This window comes from Siminovitchia terrae (genome assembly GCF_003605405.2).
Lineage (GTDB): Bacteria > Bacillota > Bacilli > Bacillales > Bacillaceae_C > Siminovitchia > Siminovitchia terrae.
This window is the reverse complement of sequence record NZ_QYTW02000001.1, coordinates 74579-94250: the sequence shown is the minus strand read 5'-3', so window position 1 is coordinate 94250 and position 19672 is coordinate 74579. Positions and strand designations below refer to the sequence as shown.

Genomic DNA, 19672 nt, shown 5'->3' with positions numbered 1-19672 from the left:
AAGACTTCTGTAAGTGGTGAGATGAATGCCTATTGGTATTCCATTCAGTGGGGGTTCAAACCCCGGCTGAATAAAGTTGAAGCCTCCGGCGGATGCCTCAGATTTTCAGAGGAAATTTATCGAGCGGAGCTCGATAAAATCTGGGCGCAAATATGCCAAGCCACATTTGATGAAAGTATAAAATAAGACAAAAATTTTTATTTCGATGATGGTGAAATCTGTCTAGTTCCGGCGCTGCACCCTTATAGGTCAACATTGGCGCCGACGTACAGGAAGTACTAGTGCAGGCGAAGCGACAGGGACGTCGCAGCCTGAGCCAGCCGACGTACAGGAAGTACTAGTGCAGGCGAAGCGACAGGGACGTCGCAGCCTGAGCCAGCCGACGTACAGGAAGTACTAGTGCAGGCGAAGCGACAGGGACGTCGCAGCCTGAGCCAGCCGACGTACAGGAAGTACTAGTGCAGGCGAAGCGACAGGGACGTCGCAGCCTGAGCCAGCCGACGTACAGGAAGTACTAGTGCAGGCGAAGCGACAGGGACGTCGCAGCCTGAGCCAGCCGACGTACAGGAAGTACTAGTGCAGGCGAAGCGACAGGGACGTCGCAGCCTGAGCCAGCCGACGTACAGGAAGTACTAGTGCAGGCGAAGCGACAGGGACGTCGCAGCCTGAGCCAGCCGACGTACAGGAAGTACTAGTGCAGGCGAAGCGACAGGGACGTCGCAGCCTGAGCCAGCCGACGTACAGGAAGTACTAGTGCAGGCGAAGCGACAGGGACGTCGCAGCCTGAGCCAGCCGACGTACAGGAAGTACTAGTGCAGGCGAAGCGACAGGGACGTCGCAGCCTGAGCCAGCCGACGTACAGGAAGTACTAGTGCAGGCGAAGCGACAGGGACGTCGCAGCCTGAGCCAGCCGACGTACAGGAAGTACTAGTGCAGGCGAAGCGACAGGGATGTCACAGCTTGAGCTAGCCGACGTACAGGAAGGGACAGGGAGCCTGCCAAGTCCATCGGCTCCAAGGATAAACTGATCGTTTCTAAAAGAAAAGAAAACCTTCTGAAGCGTCTAGCTTTGCGCCGAAAAGCAGGCACATCAGTCTAGCTGGATTGACTTCGGGAGGACTGCGTTTGACCGTCCCCTATGTTTCAGATCGATCTGTACGTCGATGAACAAGCGGCTTGCCCTTTTCTTCTGCCATAGTAAAATTTAGGATGGTGCATATTCCGCCCATTATAATACTTTTGACTGTGCCAAGTTCTTTTTCTTAGCGTACTTTTTTCTTCTTGAAACGGTCCTGGACTTTATTTCTTTTTCGATCACGATGTAAAATAAAGCCGCCAATAAATCCTAAACCTATCAGAAAAAAAAGCAGACCGCCGAGAAACTGCATCCACAAATATGGGAACGGGCGTTGTAAAACGCCAAACAGCATATCTCTCATTAATTTTATACCGTAACCTGCCAATAGACCAGGAAGGACCAACAAGATGAGTGCTATAATTCGAGCCATAGAAATCTCCTTATCAATATTATCTCAAAAAAATCATATCCTATCGGAAACATTTGTCAAGCATCGCGCTTTTCGCTACAATCAATTGTGAAATCCTAAACTTTGATATTGTGCATTTTTCTGATGTAAAATGATGTCTCTTATGAATAGATGTTGAAAATAAGATAAAATGGGGTGAGCTCTTATGAAGATATTTGAAACAATGGCCCGGAATGACTATGAACAATTATTGTTTTGCCAGGATGAACAATCAGGGCTAAAAGCGATTATAGCGATACATGACACCACGCTTGGACCGGCTCTCGGAGGAACAAGAATGTGGACCTATGACGACGAGGAAGGAGCCATCAATGATGCATTGCGTCTCGCTAAGGGAATGACTTATAAAAATGCCGCTGCGGGTTTAAACCTTGGCGGTGGAAAAGCGGTCATTATCGGTGATCCAAAAAAAGACAAAAATGAAGAGATGTTCAGAGCTTTCGGACGGTTTATTCAGGGGTTGAACGGTCGTTACATAACAGCTGAAGATGTAGGGACAACTGTTGAGGATATGGATCTTATCTATGAAGAAACCAACTTTGTCACGGGTTCTTCTGCCTTTGGATCATCCGGAAACCCTTCACCAGTAACTGCTTATGGGTGTTTTGTAGGGATGAAAGCGGCAGTGAAGGAAGCGTTTGGCTCCGATTCAGTAGATGGAAAGACGGTTGCTGTACAGGGGGTCGGAAACGTGGCATTTGAACTTTGCCGGCATTTGCATGAAGAGGGTGCCAAACTAATTGTTACAGACATTAATAAAGAGGCGGTCAATCGTGCCGTAGAAGCGTTTGGCGCAAAACCTGTGGATCCTGAGGACGTATACGGTGTAGAGGCAGATATTTTTGCCCCTTGCGCACTTGGTGCAATCATCAATGATCAAACGATCCCACAGCTGAAAGCGAAAGTCATTGCAGGATCTGCGAATAATCAGTTGAAGGAATCACGCCATGGCGACATTATCCATGATAAAGGGATTGTGTATGCTCCTGATTATGTTTTAAACGCCGGAGGCGTCATTAATGTTGCAGATGAACTTCATGGTTATAATCAAGAGCGTGCGCTTAAGAAGGTTGAAACGATCTACAATAATGTTGAAAAAGTGATTAACATCTCCAAGCGGGACGGGATTCCGACATACGTGGCTGCAGATCGAATGGCTGAGGAACGAATTGAAAAATTGCGCAAGTCAAGAAGTCAATTTTTACTCAATGATAAGCATATTCTATGCAATAGAATATAATAAAGCTTAATATTGTTTCAGTGATAACATGTTGATATCCATGATTACTCGTTATTTGAGATAAGGGGGGAGACATATATGGCCCAGGAGTATGATGTGGTAATTATTGGAGGAGGAACTGGCGGATATGTGGCTGCCATTCGGGCTTCTCAACTTGGTTTGAAAACAGCTATCGTTGAAAATGAAGCTCTCGGGGGAACCTGTTTACATAAAGGGTGTATTCCGAGCAAGGCATTGCTCCGAAGTGCGGAAGTATATAAGACCATAAAGCAAAGTGAAGAGTTTGGTGTTGAGACAGAAAAAGCGATCCTGAATTTTAAAAAAGTCCAGCAAAGAAAAGCGAATATCGTTGACCGGCTTCATAAAGGTGTCCAACATTTGATAAAAAAAGGTAAAATAGATGTTTATGATGGTTTTGGGCGCATCTTGGGACCTTCCATTTTTTCTCCGTTACCAGGAACTGTATCAGTGGAGATGACAGATGGTAGTGAAAATGAGATGCTCGTTCCGAAAAACGTTATTATTGCAACCGGATCACGTACAAAATCACTTCCCGGGTTAGACATTGACGGTACATATATTGTCACGTCTGATGAAGCCCTCGAAATGGAGCAGCTTCCAAGTTCAATGATCATCATTGGCGGCGGGGTGATCGGGATTGAGTGGGCATCAATGCTTGCGGATTTCGGTGTAGAAGTGACTATTCTTGAATATGCCGATCAACTATTGCCGGCAGAAGATCAGGAAGTGTCCAATGAGTTGGAACGGCTTTTTAAAAAGAAAAATATCAACGTCGTAACAAATGCTAAAGTGTTGCCTGATACATTCATGAAGGAAAATGGTGTGGCAAAAATTTCGGCAGAAATAAATGGAGAGTCCAAAGGATTTTCTGGGGAAAAAATTCTTGTGGCCGTTGGAAGGACACCAAACTCCAATAATATCGGATTACAGAATACGGATATTGAATTGGACAATGGCTATATCAAGGTCAATGAATATTACCAGACAAATGAGTCCCATATATATGCGATAGGTGATGTTATCGGGGGGATGCAGCTGGCGCACACCGCTTCCCACGAGGGTATAAAGGCTGTAGAACATATTGCAGGGCAGAATCCGTCCCTCATTCATTATGAGCATGTACCAAGGTGCATCTACAGCAATCCGGAAATCGCAAGCGTGGGTTTGACGGAAAAAGAAGCAAAAGAAAAAGGCTTTAAAGTCAAAACTGGAAAATTTTCATTCCAAGCCATTGGGAAGGCACTTGTGTTCGGAGAAATCGACGGATTTGTGAAATTTGTAGCCGATGAGGAAACAAATGATATTCTCGGCGTACATATGATAGGACCGAATGTAACCGACTTGATCTCGGAAGCGGGCCTTGCCCGTGTCCTTGACGCAACACCGTGGGAAATATCACAAACCGTTCACCCTCACCCTTCTTTGAGCGAAGTGATGGGCGAAGCGGCACTTGCAGTGGACGGGCGAGCCATACATATATAAATAAATACATGAAACTTGAATCTATCAGGAGGTAGAAAGGATGGCAAAAAACCGTCATAAAGAGCTTGGATTAAGCGATCAGGAAGTTTTGGGCATGTACGAAACCATGCTGCTTGCCCGCAGGATTGACGAGCGTATGTGGCTCTTGAACCGGTCCGGTAAAATTCCTTTTGTCATTTCATGCCAAGGCCAGGAGGCCTCGCAAGTAGGGGCAGCTTATGCTCTTAACCGTGAAAAGGATTACGTTCTACCTTATTACAGAGATCTTGGAGTTGTCCTTTCTTTTGGCATGACTCCAAAAGAAATCATGCTTTCGGGCTTTGCAAAAGCGGAAGATCCAAACTCCGGAGGAAGACAGATGCCTGGCCACTTTGGACAAAGGGAAAATCGGATTGTCACCGGCTCTTCACCCGTTACTACACAGGTTCCCCATGCAGTGGGCATTGCCCTGGCAGCCAGGATGGAAGGAAGCGACTTGGTCTCTTTCGTTACCTTTGGGGAAGGTTCATCCAATCAGGGGGATTTTCATGAGGGAGCTAACTTTGCAGGTGTACACAAACTTCCGGTTATTTTTATGTGTGAAAATAATAAATATGCTATTTCTGTTCCGATTGAAAAGCAGCTTGCCTGCGAAAAGGTATCCGACCGCGCAGCAGGATATGGGATGGAAGGCATCACCATTGACGGGAACGATCTGTTGGAAGTTTATAGTACAGTGAAAGAAGCTGCGGACCGTTGCCGAAATGGCGAAGGACCCGCGCTCATCGAAACTGTATGCAATCGGTTGACGCCGCATTCGTCTGATGATGATGATCGCACATACAGGTCCCCGGATGAGATGGCAAAAGCGAAAAGCCAAGACCCCATCGTATTATTCGGTTCCTATCTGAGAGAAAATGGATTGATAGATGACGAACTGGAAAAGGAAATAAATGACCGGATTATGGAGCAAGTGAACGAGGCGACAGACTATGCGGAAGAAGCACCGTACGCAATGCCGGAAGATGCCTTGAAACACGTGTATCATGAGAAGGCGTAAGAGGGGGAAGCTTTATGGCAGTCATTTCATATATAGAGGCTGTTACGGCAGCGCTTAAGGAAGAAATGGAGCGAGATGAAAAAGTTTTTGTGCTTGGTGAAGATGTTGGAAAAAAAGGCGGAGTTTTCAAGGCGACCCAAGGGTTATATGAATTGTTTGGTGATAAAAGGGTCATTGATACTCCTTTAGCAGAGTCAGCTATAGCAGGGGTTGGAATCGGAGCTGCTATGTATGGATACAGACCGGTTGCTGAAATGCAGTTTGCGGATTTTATCATGCCTGCTATAAACCAGATCATTTCTGAAGCTGCTCGTATCCGATACCGTTCGAATAACGATTGGTCATGTCCAATTGTCATCAGGGCTCCGTACGGCGGAGGTGTTCACGGAGCTCTTTATCATTCACAGTCGGTCGAAGCTATTTTTGCTAACCAGCCCGGTTTGAAAATAGTCATGCCATCAACGCCATACGATGTGAAGGGCTTGTTGAAAGCAGCCATTCGCGATGAAGATCCGGTGTTGTTTTTTGAACATAAAAGGGCCTATCGGTTAATTAAAGGAGAAGTCCCTGATGAGGATTACGTCTTGCCGATTGGAAAGGCCGACGTCAAACGTGAAGGTGATGACATTACCGTCATTACGTATGGCTTATGTGTCCATATGGCCCTGCAGGCTGCAGAAAAGCTTGCGAAAGACGGCATCAGCACGCATATCCTAGATTTGCGTACGATTTATCCGCTTGATAGAGAAGCGATCATAGAAGCGGCTTCCAAAACAGGGAAAGTATTATTAATCACCGAAGATAATAAGGAAGGCAGCATCATTGGAGAGGTGGCTGCCATCATCGCCGAAGAGTGCCTGTTTGATCTGGATGCACCTGTTAAGAGACTAGCAGGCCCTGAAGTGCCGGCTATGCCGTATGCACCGACAATGGAAAAGTATTTCATGATTAATCCGGAAAAAATTGAAAAAGCGATGAGGGAGCTTGCAGAATTTTAACTTCATTCAGCAGAAGTCTCCCACTTGTGTAAGTGGTGAGATGAATGCATATCGGTCTTCCATTCAGTGGGGGTTCAAACCCCGGCTGAATAAAGTCAAAGCCTTCGGCGGATGCCACAGATTTTCAGAGAAAATTTATCGAGCGGAGCTCGATAAAATCTGGGCGCAAATACGCCAAGGCGCATTTGATTGGTGACCTTTTGATTATACGGTAAAGGAGGCTTGTTTTATTTGGCTGTTAAAAATATAACAATGCCCCAGCTAGGGGAGAGTGTGACTGAAGGAACAATTAGCAAGTGGCTTGTTGCGCCTGGGGATGAGGTCAAAAAATATGACCCTCTTGCTGAAGTCTTGACTGACAAAGTAAATGCTGAAATACCATCTTCTTTTTCAGGTATCATCAAGGAGATTATTGCTCAGGAAGACGAAACACTCGCAGTTGGGGAAATCATATGTACGATCGATGCAATAGAGGTGGATCAAGGAGAAGAACGTTCGGTTGAGGGCGAGGCTGCAAATGTTTCGCAGACAGCGGAAAGCCACGATGATAAGATGAAAAATCAGCATAAAGCTCGTTATTCACCCGCGGTAGTCCGGATGGCCCAAGAATATGACATCGATTTGGGTCAGGTGGATGGTACTGGTCTGGGAGGCCGCATTACACGGAAAGATTTGCAGAAACTTATTAATGCTGGAAAGATTCCTACAAAGGATGACACAAGTGGCCAGCCAAAACAGAAGGTTGTTTCTGCCAACCATGGTTTTGCTTATCAGCCTGCGCATGTACCCGTCCTTCCAGGAGATACAGTGATTCCTATTACTCCTATACGGAGAAAGATTGCGGAAAACATGGTTCGGAGCAAACAGGAAATTCCGCATGCCTGGATGATGGTGGAAGTAGATGTAACTGGGCTTGTTCAATTCCGGAATTCCATAAAAGATGAGTTCAAGCTAAAGGAAGGATTTAATCTGACTTATTTCTCTTTCTTTGTCAAAGCGGTGGCACAGGCCTTAAGGGAATATCCAATGATCAACTCCGTGTGGGCAGGGGACACAATTGTCCAGAAAAAAGATATCAATCTATCTATTGCAGTAGCAAGTGAGGATATCTTGTATGTTCCTGTAATCAAAAACGCAGATGAGCAATCCATCAAAGGGATCGCCAAGGAAATAGTAGGATTGGCAAACAAAGCTAGAAACGGCAGATTGAGAACCGATGATATACAAGGTGGTACTTTTACTGTCAATAACACAGGTTCCTTTGGTTCGGTGCAGTCCATGGGAATCATCAACCATCCTCAAGCTGCCATTTTGCAGATAGAATCAATTGTGAAGCGGCCGGTGATATTGAAAAACGGAGGCATTGCCCCCCGCGATATGGTGAATCTCTGTCTGTCAATGGACCATCGTGTTCTTGACGGGCTCGTGTGTGGTAATTTCTTAAAAAGGGTAAAAGAAATTCTGGAGAATATATCAAGAGAAAATACATCTGTTTATTAAACAGGAAAATCCCGTCCTCAACAACGAGGACGGGATTTTTAGGTGCGCCCGGCATGAATGTACAATCATTTTTTCTATTCGTTTCTTCACTTAACTGTTTTCGGGATTAGATTCCGAAAGGGGATCAATTTGTGCAGTATTATCCGTAATCACCCTTTCTTTCCCTGCCTCAATTCCGACAATAAAGATGACTGCGGATAAAATCATAAGCATAGAAAGAGAAAGCTGCCATTTTCCGCTTATATCATATAAAGCTCCGAATAATACAGGGCCTATTGCGGCTAATAGGTAACCGAATGATTGGGCCATGCCTGATAGTTCCGTCGCTTGCTGCCCATCAGTTGTCCGAAGGCTGAAAAACATCATGGACAAGCTGAAGGCACTGCCTCCAGCGACTCCTATCAGTATGACGGAGACATATAGTAATGATTTAGAACCAATCATTAAAGCGACTATCCCTAAGAAGAACAGTAAAGCTGTTACTCCGGCTAACACTTTTTGGTTTTTCATTTTATCTGCTATCACCGGAATGACAAAGGTGATCGGAATCAATGCAAACTGCATGAGAAACAGCATCCATCCAGCTCCACTCGAGCTGAATCCATGAGATTGCAATATGTCTGGAAGCCAAGTCATGAGAGTATAAAACATTAATGACTGTAATCCCATAAACAAAGTGATGTTCCATGCTAGAGGAGAGCGCCAAACGGACATTCTTTTTTTTGAAGCTGCTGCTGACAAGGTAGGTTTATTCTGCTTGCGTAATTGCGGAAGCCAGAATAATATGGCGATGAAAGAAAGTATAGCCCAAACGGCAAGCGATCCTTTCCAGCCCATTCCTTTTATTGTTGATATCGGGACACTCAAGCCGGACCCCAAAGCACCGAACACATTCATAAAAACAGCATATATGCCCGTCATGACTCCTATTCTATAAGGAAAATTCATTTTAATATATCCGGGCAATAATACATTTCCGACGGCGATTGCCAATCCAATCATAATGGTGCCGCCAAAAAGAAAGCCCGCACTCAACATGGAACGCGTAATCAATCCAACAGTCAATAGGATTAATGAAAAAAGAATAGTCCGCTCCATCCCCAAGCGGGTAGCTATTTTGGGGGCAAAAGGGGAAAGAAAAGCGAATGCCAGAAGGGGCAATGTGGTAATTGTCCCGGCTAATGCATGGCTGATTCCCAAATCATCACGTATAAATGGAATGAGCGAGCCGACCGAAGTGAGCGGCGCTCTTAAATTTGATCCAATGAAAATAATTCCTATGAATAATAACCAATTGACTTCACGCCCTGGCATTTGCTCCAAAGATGATCCATTTCTAATCAAAGTGCATCCTCCTATAACTTTCGAAAAGTCCGTTGCCTAAATCAACATTGATTCATCAAGTCAATCTTTTTTTAAATTGAGCGATATACTCATTGACTTCATTCACTGCAGCCTCGACATCCTGATCACATATGGCCCTAAACAGTTCATCATGTATTTCTTCTTCAAAACAAAACTGCGGATCCATCGCCATCAAATCTTTGATTGAAGAGTATAATGGCTTAGTCATATGTTCATATAAATCTTCCAGCAAGCTGTTTTTAGCAGCCTGAAAGATTGCTTGATGAAATTTGATATCTGCCGCTATAAAATCTTCCAACTTTCTTCTTTCGGCAGCATCGCGGCATTTGGCAATATAGGCTCGTAGCCTGGCAATATCTTCTTCGCTTCTCCGCTTTGCAGCGAGCTGTGCTGCCTCTTTTTCCAATGCAAGCCTAACTTCCAAAGTTTCGATTAAACTGGTTTTTTCAATTTGGCGTTGCATGGCGGCCTCGAATACACTTGTAGAACGAACAACTGTCCCGCTTCCTTGTTTTGATTCCAATAAACCGGCATGCACCAAGGCTTGGACGGCCTCCCTGAGTGTATTGCGGCTTACATCAAATTCTTCCATGAGGAGCATTTCGGGCGGTATCTTGTTCCCAACAGGCCAATGACCGTTTTCAATTAATTTTTCCATTTGAGAAATGACTTGATCGACTAAGGATACACGGTTTGCCCTTTTATACATAATTCACACTCCGATTTGTAGGATGATTGGTACATAGGATATTTTATCATTGATATTGGCATTTTGTAAAATAACTTACAAAAAAACGCCTTGTTCTGGAAAGGGTGCCTCAATCATTCGGGGCGGACACATGATTTGTGACCAAAGAATCGGGATTTTGGCTTAAGCAACGCAAGAAATTTTTCGATTGAGCGGATGGGGAATAGCTCTTCCTGCTGAATCGGTTGTCTGGGTTCCATAACTATAATAAAATGGTAATTGAATAGATAAATAATTTGGAATCGCTTACACAAATGGAGAGGAAGGGTGTACTGCATGTTCACTGATCGGGCAAAAAAAACAGACTTCAAAAAAGCGACAATCAAAGAGTGGGAGAAGGCTGTGCAATCATCTTTGAAGAATGCTTCCCTGAAAGACCTTTACACCGATACGTACGAAGGTATTCAATTATCTCCCCTTTATACGCAAAATCAAATCGATTATGGACGGATAGATCAATATCCTGGAGAAGGTAACTTTTTGCGGGGCTTTTCTCCTCCCGGTAAAAAAAGCGGTTGGCGTATAGCTCAAAAACTGAAAGAGGATGATTGGAACAAACTAAAGCATCAAATCAAAAGATCTCTTCAAAGGGGGCAGGATACCGTCGCATTCGACCCTTTGCGGCTTGAGAAGCTTGATGATGTAAGTTTCAAAGAATTGAACGATTTCATTGCGCTGGATCAAATACCACTTCTTATTTTTTCCGACAGTCGCCGTTTCGACATTATCGCTCAAAATCTGCTTGCTGAGAATATTAAAGTTAGCGGAGCGGTTGCAGCGGACATCGTATCAGCAGAGCTTGCGGAAGGTTTCATCGTCGCCCCTGACTGTGAACAAATGGAAGATTGGATTTCACAGATCAAGCTGCTCGATCTCCAGTTTCCTCACCTTCGTACTGTTATGGTTGATACAAAGCCATACAAGGAGGCTGGAGCCAAAGTAATTCAGGAACTTGGCGTTTCTTTAGCATTAGCCGTGTTTTATATTGAACAAATGAAAAAAGCAGGATGGACTCCGGCAAAAACTGCATCTAAATTGATTTTTCGTTTTTCCATTGGTAGTGATTTTTTTATAGAACTCTCAAAATTCAGGGCTTTCAGGGTGCTTTGGAAGACGATGGCGGATGCATATGGGCTGCCGGAAGGTAAGCAGGCAGTCCCGGTTAGTGCAGAAACGGCCAATCTTACAAAATCTGTCCTGGATCCTTATGTAAACATGCTCCGTGCAGGAAACGAAGCATTCGCTGGAATATTGGGCGGAGTTGATTACCTCCATGTAGGATCATTTGATGAATTGTCAGGGCATTCGACTGATTTTTCAAAGAGAATCGCTAGAAATACTCAACTTTTGTTAAAAGAAGAGTCGTTTTTGGATCGGGTTATCGATCCGGCTGGGGGCTCTTATTTTATCGAAGCTTTAACATCAAATTTAGTCAATGAAGGATGGAATTTTTTCCAGGAAATTGATAAAAAAGAGGGAATCATTGAAGTCTTGCGGGAAGGGTGGCTGCAAGGGAAGATAAAAGAAAACGCCGCTGATCAGTTGAAAGACATGGAAACTAGAAAAAGGTCGGCAGTCGGGGTGAACGTGTATGCTATGGGCAATGAGCAGGTTCGATATCCCAAAACGGGCAGCACCACCCGTCTGGATGCAGAAGGGAAGTTAAAACTTGATCCGCTTCAACATGTAAGGCTTGCGGAGAAGTTTGAACGTTTTCGACAAAGGTCCTCTCAGCTTTCATTAAAGGGCAAAACTCCAACGATAAGATTAATCTGTCTTGGGGAATTGAAAGCATACAAGCCATATGCGGACTTTGTTTCTGGTGTCTTGGCTTCAGCAGGGATACAAGCTGTCTGGAGTGACAGCTTCAAGGATTTGAAGCATATAAAGCGTTACATGTTAGAGTCACCGGAAAAAGACTTTTGTTTGTGCGGGCCGCAGTCCCTTTATGCGGAATTTGCAGCGGATATCGGATGCTGGGTAAAAGAAAGCTTGCCCAACGTCCATTTGGATATTGCCGGCAGCATTACTGAAGAGGAATTGGCATCGTTCCAAATAGACGGCACATTTTATTCGGGTCAAAATATTGTTGAAAAGCTGAATGATATACTTAACCGATGGGAGGCAGATTTAAATGGATAAAAAGCCGGACTTCCAATCCATTGCACCGCAATTCGTGAAATCTCCCAAAAATTATCAGGATTTTAAAAACGGTAGCTTTGAAACTAATGAGCAAATCAATATAAAAGCGTTATACACGGAGCAAGATCTTGAGCATCTGGAATATGCCGATACGATGCCAGGGATTCCTCCTTATACTCGCGGGCCGTACCCTACAATGTATGTGAACCGTCCGTGGACGATTCGGCAATATGCGGGATTCTCGACTGCTGAGGAAAGCAATGCCTTTTACAGACGTAATTTGGCGATGGGACAAAAGGGTCTGTCTGTTGCATTTGATCTTGCTACGCACCGCGGCTATGATTCAGACCATCCGCGGGTGGAAGGAGATGTGGGGAAAGCGGGAGTGGCCATCGACTCCATTCTTGATATGAAAATATTATTCGATGGAATCCCGTTGGATCAAATGTCAGTTTCAATGACGATGAATGGAGCCGTGATTCCCATACTAGCATTTTACATCGTGACTGCTGAAGAGCAAGGAGTAAAAAGGGAGCAGCTTTCGGGGACGATCCAAAATGATATTTTAAAAGAATACATGGTTAGGAATACGTATATTTATCCTCCTGAAATGTCCATGCGGATTATTGGCGATATTTTTGAATATACGTCGAGGGAAATGCCAAAGTTTAACAGTATCTCTATTTCGGGATATCATATGCAGGAAGCAGGGGCTCCGGCGGATATAGAGCTGGCCTATACTATTGCAGATGGGCTTGAATATGTCAGAACAGGCTTGAAGGCAGGCCTTGATATAGATTCGTTTGCCCCGCGTCTTTCGTTTTTCTGGGGAATTGGCATGAATTATTTTATGGAAATAGCCAAGCTGCGTGCAGCAAGAACGATGTGGGCGAAGCTCATGAGCCCATTTAAACCAAAGAACCCTAAGTCATTGGCGCTTCGAACACATAGTCAAACATCCGGATGGAGTTTAACGGAACAGGATCCCTATAATAACGTGATACGGACATTGATTGAGGCTCATGCTGCGGCTATGGGACATACGCAATCGCTTCATACGAACGCTCTTGATGAAGCAATTGCGCTACCGACAGATTTTTCTGCACGGATTGCACGGAATACCCAGCTTTTTTTACAGGAAGAAACGGGCTTGACGAATGTCATTGATCCATGGGGCGGATCATATTATGTCGAAACATTGACGGATGAGTTGATGAAAAGGGCATGGGCCCATATCGATGAAGTTGAAGAGCTTGGAGGAATGACGAAAGCGATGGAAACAGGGCTTCCAAAAATGAGGATTGAGGAAGCTGCGGCGAGACGGCAGGCATTGATCGATTCCAAAAAGGAGACAATCATTGGAGTGAATCGCTATCGTTTGGAGCAGGAAGAAGAGATTGATATTTTAAATATAGATAATACGATTGTAAGGGAGAAGCAGCTTGAGCGGATCAGGCAGCTCAAGGAGCAACGTTCCGAAGAAAGAGTTCAGGCAGCTTTGAAAAAGCTATCAGAAGGTGCCGCGGACGAATCGGCGAATCTGCTGGAGCTTTCTGTAGAGGCTGCAAGAGAAAGGGCGACCTTGGGCGAAATTTCATCTGCTATTGAAAAAGTATGTGGAAGGCATAAAGCGGTGATCAGATCAATAAGCGGTGTTTATAGCTCACATTTTTCCAACGAGAAGGAAATGTCTCAGATCAAGGAAATGACGGAAGACTTTATGGAAAATGAAGGTCGGAGGCCAAGGATTTTAATTGCCAAAATGGGACAGGACGGCCATGACCGTGGAGCAAAGGTCATTGCGACTGCTTTCGCTGATCTAGGCTTTGATGTTGATATCGGGCCTTTGTTTCAAACGCCTGAAGAAACGGCGAGACAGGCGGCAGAAAATGATGTCCACGTTATTGGAGTCAGTTCTCTGGCCGCCGGTCATCGGACATTGCTGCCGAAGCTGGTGGAAGAACTGAGGAAAATCGGCCGGGAAGATATCATGGTGGTCATTGGCGGTGTCATCCCTCCGCAGGACTATGATTTCCTTAAAAAGAACGGAACCTCCGCAATTTTTGGTCCGGGCACTGTCATTCCTATCGCTGCTCAAAAGGTGGTAGAAGAAATATATGCCAGACTCGGTTATGTGGAAGTGGGCGAGCGGGATGGGTGAAGATATTCAAAAAAAGTTCATCAGGCGCAAGCCGATAGAAGAAAATGTCGATGGCATCATCGACGGATTGCTCTTAAAGGATCGTACCATGCTTTCCAGGGCGATCACCTTGATAGAAAGCAATGCCGACCGTCATAAAAAAACGGCGGAGGAAATGCTGCAGCATCTTCTTCCATTGTCTGGTGATTCCATTCGAATCGGTATAACAGGAGTTCCGGGAGCCGGAAAAAGTACATTTATCGAGTCTTTTGGTCTTTTATTATGCAATAAAGGCCACCGCGTGGCTGTCCTTGCGGTGGACCCGAGTTCAACTTTGCACGGGGGCAGCATACTTGGAGATAAAACCAGGATGGAGCGTTTGGCGAACCACCCGAATGCTTTTATCAGGCCCTCCCCTTCAGGGGGAGCACTTGGGGGTGTACATCGAAAAACACGAGAAACAATCATAGCTTGCGAAGCTGCGGGCTACGATGTTTTATTGATCGAAACGGTCGGCGTCGGCCAGAGTGAAGTGATGGTTAGGGGCATGGTTGACTTTTTCATGTTGCTTGTCTTAACAGGGGCAGGTGATGAATTGCAAGGAATGAAAAAGGGAATCATGGAGCTTGCGGATGCTGTCATTGTAAACAAGGCTGATGGCAGAAATCTGGATCTGGCTAAAAAAACACAGAGAGAATATAAACAGATTTTGCATTTTTTGCAGCCGGCGACAAAAGGATGGACAACTCCAGCTCTCACTTGTTCTGCTCTGTATCAAGAAGGAATCGAGCAGGTTTGGGAAACGGTTTTGAGGTACATGAAGATGACGAAAGAGTCGGGCCAGTTTTGGGAAAGTCGCAAAATGCAGGCCAAGGAATGGCTCTATGCTCAGATTAAAGAACAACTGGAAAGATCCTTTTTCGGAGATAACAAAGTTAAAAGTCTTGCGCCTGAGGTTGAAAAGAAGGTAATGAATGAAGAAATGACTGTAGCTAAAGCAAGCGGCCTATTGTTTGATGCTTTTTATGAAAAATGAAACAAAAATATGGTTGGAACAATAAAAAGGGACAGCCCTTCGGCTGTCCAAAAAACATCTAGGGAGTTTAGGGGTATGGATCTAGATGTATTTTTATCTTACCCGAACTTTTTACAGTTAAACCAAAACTTTTGATCAAATTCCGAAATTTGATAAAGTGACCATCAAATTGTTATGATAACATTAGTACGAACTATGATTGTTTTGAAAGGGGAATGAAATAGATGAGCATGGACTTTAACTTATATGTCAATGATATCGTGCGGCAGGCGCGTGAAGATTTGGAACAGGCTGGATATGAACAGCTCCAAACACCGGAGGAAGTGGAGGGGGCCTTGGCAAGAAAAGGGACAACCCTTGTCATGATCAATTCTGTCTGCGGCTGTGCCGGCGGGGTGGCTCGTCCTGCAGCGGTTCATGCCATTCACTATGATAAGCGTCCTGATCACCTTGTGACGGTGTTTGCTGGACAGGATAGGGAGGCAACGGCGAAAGCAAGAAGCTACTTCACTGATTATCCGCCATCTTCTCCTTCTTTTGCTTTGTTGAAGGATGGAAAAATCTGTACAATGGTTGAGCGCCATGAAATCGAAGGGCATGATCCTATGTCTGTTGTAAACAAGCTTCAACAATATTTTGAGCAATATTGCGAGGAAGTTTAACTTCATTCAGCAGAAGTCACCCACTTCTGTAAGTGGTGAGATGAATCCGTATCGGTATTCCATTCAGTGGGGGGTAAACCCCGGCTGAATGAAGTTAAAGCCTTCGGCGGATGCCACAGATTTTCAAGGGGATTTTATCGAGCTAAAGCTCGATAAAATCTGGGCGCAAATACGCCAAGGCGCATTTGATTTTTTCAGAATGAATCTCGTCTTCACTCTGCGTGCAAACCAATGCAAAAGCGTTAGGACTGAAGGAAAGAATTTTTTGAGTGAAGGACGTGTAATTATTGCTCCTTTCCGGCTCCCCTATTTTCTGGGAATTCATTGATAAGTCTTTTGAACAATTGGCCAGCGAAGCCGGAGTACAATAAAAGGCCTTGCCAACAAGCAGGGCCTTTTTCTATATGGAAAATATGGATGTCTGATTTTTGCTTACAGCAAGAATGACAATCCGGCCATCACTGTGGTGGCAATCATGGCAAACAGCATTAAGTAGATGATCAGTCGTTGAACTTTTTTATTGGACAAAATATTTTCACTCCTTGTCTCTTTCACTTTACATTCTATTCTATATGGAATATTTTAATGAGACAAGCATGTAAAATGACTCTGCTGCCAAGGGATGAATCATCGGAACGGAGGTCAAACGCATGAAAAAAGTGGATCACATCGGCATAGCAGTCAAATCGATTGACGAAGCATTGGCGTTTTACACAGAAACGCTCGGTTTTCGCTGTACAGCTGTTGAGGAAGTGAAATCCCAGCAAGTTCGCGTCGCTTTCATTGATGCGAACAACGTGAAGCTTGAACTTTTGGAATCGCTTAACGAAAACGGACCAATTTCAAAATTCATAGAAAAACGCGGAGAGGGTATCCATCATATTGCAATTGGCATTAATTCCATCGAAGAACGAATATCCGAACTGAAAGAAAAAGGTGTCCGCATGGTAGATGAAGTACCAAAAGAGGGTGCAGGCAAATCTCTTGTCGCGTTTATGCATCCGAAATCTGGACATGGTGTCTTGTATGAACTATGTGAAAAAGTACACATGGAGGAGAAGTGAGTGACGGATATTTACGATAAAATCAATGAACTGTATGATCGTCGGAGGGAAGCAGAGCTTGGCGGGGGAGACGAGCGGATTACGAGGCAGCATGAAAAAGGAAAGCTGACAGCAAGAGAAAGGATCGAATTGCTGTTGGACGAAGGAACATTTGTGGAACTGAATCCTTTTACAGAACATCGCTCTTCGAATTTTGGTCTAGAAGATATGAAGTATCCGGGAGATGGCGTTGTCACGGGGTATGGGAAAATAAACGGCCGGCCGGTTTATCTTTTTTCACAGGATTTCACTGTTTTCGGCGGGGCGCTTGGTGAAATGCACGCAGAAAAAATTGCAAAAGCGATGGATTTGGCTGCGAAAAATGGAGCCCCTTTTATCGGGTTAAATGATTCCGGGGGAGCACGGATCCAGGAAGGTGTTGTATCACTTGACGGATATGGACATGTCTTTTATCGCAATGCGATCTATTCGGGAGTCATTCCGCAAATTTCTGTCATCATGGGGCCTTGCGCCGGAGGCGCTGTTTATTCTCCTGCGATTACCGACTTTGTTTTTATGGTCGATAAGACGAGTCAAATGTTTATCACAGGGCCGAAAGTGATAGAGACTGTGACAGGTGAGAAAATTTCATCTGAAGATCTCGGAGGATCCAAAGTACATAATACCATAAGCGGAAATGCGCATTTCCGGGCAGAAAGTGAGAAAGAGGTCCTTGCCATGGTGAGGAAGCTGATGACTTACCTCCCGCAAAATAATCTAGGAAAATCAACGAGGGAGAAATGGATTGCCGGAGATGAGCTAAGGCCGGATTTGGCTGATGCTGTGCCATATGATGCCGTGAGGCCTTATGATGTCCGCGATGTGATTAGTCAGGTTGTTGACAACAATTCTTTTTTTGAAGTTCAGAAGGAATTCGCTAAAAATATTGTCGTTGGTTTTGCTAGGATTCGGGGGGAAGTGGTTGGGCTCGTTTGTAACCAGCCAAAATTTCTTGCGGGCGGCCTTGACATTGATTCATCGGATAAAGCATCAAGGTTCATCCGCTTTTGTGATTCCTTTAATATTCCTATTATTACGTTTGAGGATGTCACCGGATTTTTCCCTGGTGTAAAGCAGGAGCATGGCGGTATTATCAGACATGGAGCTAAAATTCTTTACGCCTATTCTGAAGCGACTGTCCCGAAAATTACAGTTATCTTGAGAAAAGCATACGGTGGGGCTTATGTGGCACTGAACAGCAAATCCATTGGTGCTGACTTGGTTTTTGCTTGGCCCAATGCAGAGATAGCGGTCATGGGGCCACAAGGAGCGGCAAATATTATATTTGCCCGTGAAATCGATCAAAGCGAACATCCTGATGAGACAAGAAATCAAAAGATTGAGGAGTATCGGGAAAAATTTGCGAATCCGTATGTAGCGGCTGCCCAAGGTATGGTAGATGATGTCATTGATCCCCGCGAGACAAGGCTGAAATTGATTCAGGCTTTGGAAATGCTGCATAATAAGCAGGAAGACAGGCCGCGGAAAAAACACGGAAATATTCCACTTTAGACAGGAGGAGAAAATATGATAAACGAAAAGAGATTGCTGGATGAATTTCTCGAATTAGTGAAGACTGACTCGGAAACAAAAAATGAAGCGAAAATTTCCAAGCTGCTCAAGACTAAGTTCGAAAAGCTTGGTGTGGAGGTATATGAGGATGATACGAAGGGACAGACGGGCCATGGGGCTGGAAATTTAATCTGTACCCTTAAAGGAACAAAAGACAATGTAGCGCCCATTTATTTTACTTCACACATGGATACGGTCATGCCGGGCAACGGAGTAAATCCGTCCATTAAAGATGGATATGTGGTGACGGATGGAACGACAATCCTCGGTGCTGATGATAAAGCCGGGCTTGCAGCCATGATGGAAGCTGTGAGGATTTTGAAAGAAAATAGCATCCAGCATGGAGATGTCCAATTTATCATTACTGTAGGGGAAGAATCCGGTTTAGTCGGTGCCAAAGCTCTTGATTCGAAGCTTGTTAGAGCTGAGTACGGTTTTGCTTTGGACAGTGACGGACCTGTTGGGGATATCATAGTGGCTGCTCCAACCCAAGCAAAAATAGAAGCGGTGATCCATGGGAAAACAGCTCATGCCGGTGTCGCCCCGGAAAAAGGTGTATCGGCCATCACGATTGCTGCCAAAGCAGTTGCCAAAATGCCACTTGGCAGGATCGATGAAGAAACGACAGCCAATATAGGAAGGTTTGAAGGCGGGAAAGCAACGAATATCGTGGCTGATCGTGTGGATATACTGGCTGAAGCGCGTTCTCTTGTTGAGGAAAAAATGATCGCCCAGACGAAAAAAATGAAGGCGGCTTTTGAAGAGGCTGCGAAGGAGCTGGGCGGAAGTGCAGATGTTGAAATACATGTCATGTACCCTGGTTTCAAGTTTTCAGATGGTGACTATGTTGTTGAAATCGCTAAAAAAGCCGCTCAAAAGGTTGGTCGCAAGCCACGTCTATTGGCAAGTGGCGGCGGAAGTGATGCCAACGTCATTGCAGGATTTGGCATTCCGACGGTGAATTTAGGTGTCGGATATGAGGAAATTCATACAACGAATGAACGGATGCCAATCGCGGAATTGAATAAACTGACTGAAATGGTTGTTGCAGTGATTGAAGAAGTGGCAGCCAATTAG

At 44.8% G+C, this 19672-nt stretch carries 18 protein-coding genes and 2 pseudogenes; 16 read left to right on the top strand and 4 right to left on the bottom strand.

All coding sequences use genetic code 11. The annotated features are described in order from the left end of the window. Nucleotides 1-21: 21 nt before the first annotated feature. Nucleotides 22-186: a hypothetical protein gene (locus D5F11_RS25745; RefSeq protein ID WP_185830416.1), complete on the top strand. Its 165-nt coding sequence runs from the start codon at nucleotides 22-24 to the stop codon at nucleotides 184-186. Nucleotides 187-1262: 1076 nt separating this feature from the next. Here the strand turns inward: D5F11_RS25745 and D5F11_RS00440 are convergent. After that, complete coding sequence (locus D5F11_RS00440; RefSeq protein ID WP_120115017.1) at nucleotides 1263-1508, bottom strand: DUF2627 domain-containing protein; 246 nt, start codon at nucleotides 1506-1508, stop codon at nucleotides 1263-1265. A gap of 184 nt (nucleotides 1509-1692) precedes the next feature. On the opposite strand from D5F11_RS00440, the gene D5F11_RS00435 reads away from it, so the two are divergent. The 7 genes and pseudogenes from D5F11_RS00435 to D5F11_RS00415 all read left to right on the top strand — a co-directional run. Next, complete coding sequence (locus tag D5F11_RS00435; protein WP_120115018.1) at nucleotides 1693-2787, top strand: Leu/Phe/Val dehydrogenase; 1095 nt, start codon at nucleotides 1693-1695, stop codon at nucleotides 2785-2787. Nucleotides 2788-2865: 78 nt separating this feature from the next. Continuing rightward, on the top strand, nucleotides 2866-4290 hold the full coding sequence (gene lpdA / locus D5F11_RS00430; protein WP_120115019.1) for a dihydrolipoyl dehydrogenase: 1425 nt from the start codon (nucleotides 2866-2868) through the stop codon (nucleotides 4288-4290). A 40-nt stretch (nucleotides 4291-4330) separates the two neighbouring features. After that, nucleotides 4331-5329 carry a thiamine pyrophosphate-dependent dehydrogenase E1 component subunit alpha gene (locus tag D5F11_RS00425; protein ID WP_120115020.1) on the top strand — a complete coding sequence of 333 codons (999 nt, stop codon included), beginning with the start codon at nucleotides 4331-4333 and terminating at the stop codon, nucleotides 5327-5329. A gap of 14 nt (nucleotides 5330-5343) precedes the next feature. After that, on the top strand, nucleotides 5344-6327 hold the full coding sequence (locus D5F11_RS00420; protein ID WP_120115021.1) for an alpha-ketoacid dehydrogenase subunit beta: 984 nt from the start codon (nucleotides 5344-5346) through the stop codon (nucleotides 6325-6327). A 40-nt stretch (nucleotides 6328-6367) separates the two neighbouring features. Then, nucleotides 6368-6523, top strand: coding sequence for a hypothetical protein (locus D5F11_RS25740; RefSeq protein ID WP_185830415.1), 156 nt, complete (start codon nucleotides 6368-6370; stop codon nucleotides 6521-6523). Nucleotides 6524-6579: 56 nt separating this feature from the next. After that, nucleotides 6580-6729: pseudogene (locus tag D5F11_RS27960) on the top strand (biotin/lipoyl-containing protein); the annotation flags it as partial. Nucleotides 6730-6897: 168 nt separating this feature from the next. After that, nucleotides 6898-7827, top strand: a pseudogene (locus tag D5F11_RS00415) (dihydrolipoamide acetyltransferase family protein); the annotation flags it as partial. A gap of 90 nt (nucleotides 7828-7917) precedes the next feature. On the opposite strand, the gene D5F11_RS00410 reads toward D5F11_RS00415, so the two are convergent. After that, nucleotides 7918-9141 (bottom strand): CynX/NimT family MFS transporter, encoded by a 1224-nt coding sequence (locus D5F11_RS00410; RefSeq protein WP_185830453.1) that lies wholly within the window; start codon nucleotides 9139-9141, stop codon nucleotides 7918-7920. 85 nt (nucleotides 9142-9226) lie between these two features. Then, on the bottom strand, nucleotides 9227-9901 hold the full coding sequence (locus tag D5F11_RS00405) for a FadR/GntR family transcriptional regulator (RefSeq protein WP_120115025.1): 675 nt from the start codon (nucleotides 9899-9901) through the stop codon (nucleotides 9227-9229). A 315-nt stretch (nucleotides 9902-10216) separates the two neighbouring features. Here D5F11_RS00405 and D5F11_RS00400 point away from each other — a divergent pair, with 315 nt between their 5' ends. The 5 genes from D5F11_RS00400 (at nucleotide 10217) to D5F11_RS00380 (ending at nucleotide 16248) form a co-directional block, all read left to right on the top strand. Then, nucleotides 10217-12082: a methylmalonyl-CoA mutase family protein gene (locus D5F11_RS00400; RefSeq protein WP_120115026.1), complete on the top strand. Its 1866-nt coding sequence runs from the start codon at nucleotides 10217-10219 to the stop codon at nucleotides 12080-12082. Then, nucleotides 12075-14243, top strand: a complete 2169-nt coding sequence (gene scpA / locus D5F11_RS00395; protein WP_120115027.1) for a methylmalonyl-CoA mutase — start codon at nucleotides 12075-12077, stop codon at nucleotides 14241-14243. Before D5F11_RS00400 ends, scpA begins: the two co-directional genes overlap by 8 nt. Beyond that, nucleotides 14200-15258 (top strand): methylmalonyl Co-A mutase-associated GTPase MeaB, encoded by a 1059-nt coding sequence (meaB, locus tag D5F11_RS00390; protein WP_120115028.1) that lies wholly within the window; start codon nucleotides 14200-14202, stop codon nucleotides 15256-15258. Before scpA ends, meaB begins: the two co-directional genes overlap by 44 nt. 224 nt (nucleotides 15259-15482) lie before the next feature. Continuing rightward, nucleotides 15483-15920, top strand: coding sequence for a BrxA/BrxB family bacilliredoxin (locus D5F11_RS00385; protein ID WP_120115029.1), 438 nt, complete (start codon nucleotides 15483-15485; stop codon nucleotides 15918-15920). A gap of 88 nt (nucleotides 15921-16008) precedes the next feature. Next, nucleotides 16009-16248 carry a hypothetical protein gene (locus D5F11_RS00380; protein WP_120115030.1) on the top strand — a complete coding sequence of 80 codons (240 nt, stop codon included), beginning with the start codon at nucleotides 16009-16011 and terminating at the stop codon, nucleotides 16246-16248. Nucleotides 16249-16352: 104 nt separating this feature from the next. Here the strand turns inward: D5F11_RS00380 and prli42 are convergent, their stop codons facing one another. Beyond that, on the bottom strand, nucleotides 16353-16475 hold the full coding sequence (gene prli42, locus D5F11_RS25735; RefSeq protein ID WP_306428752.1) for a stressosome-associated protein Prli42: 123 nt from the start codon (nucleotides 16473-16475) through the stop codon (nucleotides 16353-16355). 95 nt (nucleotides 16476-16570) lie between these two features. Here prli42 and mce point away from each other — a divergent pair, with 95 nt between their 5' ends. From mce to D5F11_RS00365, 3 genes are read left to right on the top strand one after another with little or no spacing between them, the layout of a single operon-like run. Continuing rightward, nucleotides 16571-16984 carry a methylmalonyl-CoA epimerase gene (gene mce, locus D5F11_RS00375; RefSeq protein ID WP_120115031.1) on the top strand — a complete coding sequence of 138 codons (414 nt, stop codon included), beginning with the start codon at nucleotides 16571-16573 and terminating at the stop codon, nucleotides 16982-16984. Then, complete coding sequence (locus D5F11_RS00370) at nucleotides 16985-18535, top strand: acyl-CoA carboxylase subunit beta (RefSeq protein WP_120115032.1); 1551 nt, start codon at nucleotides 16985-16987, stop codon at nucleotides 18533-18535. 15 nt (nucleotides 18536-18550) lie between these two features. Next, the gene (locus tag D5F11_RS00365) at nucleotides 18551-19672 is read left to right on the top strand and encodes a M20/M25/M40 family metallo-hydrolase (protein ID WP_120115033.1); all 1122 of its coding nucleotides are present in this window, start codon (nucleotides 18551-18553) and stop codon (nucleotides 19670-19672) included.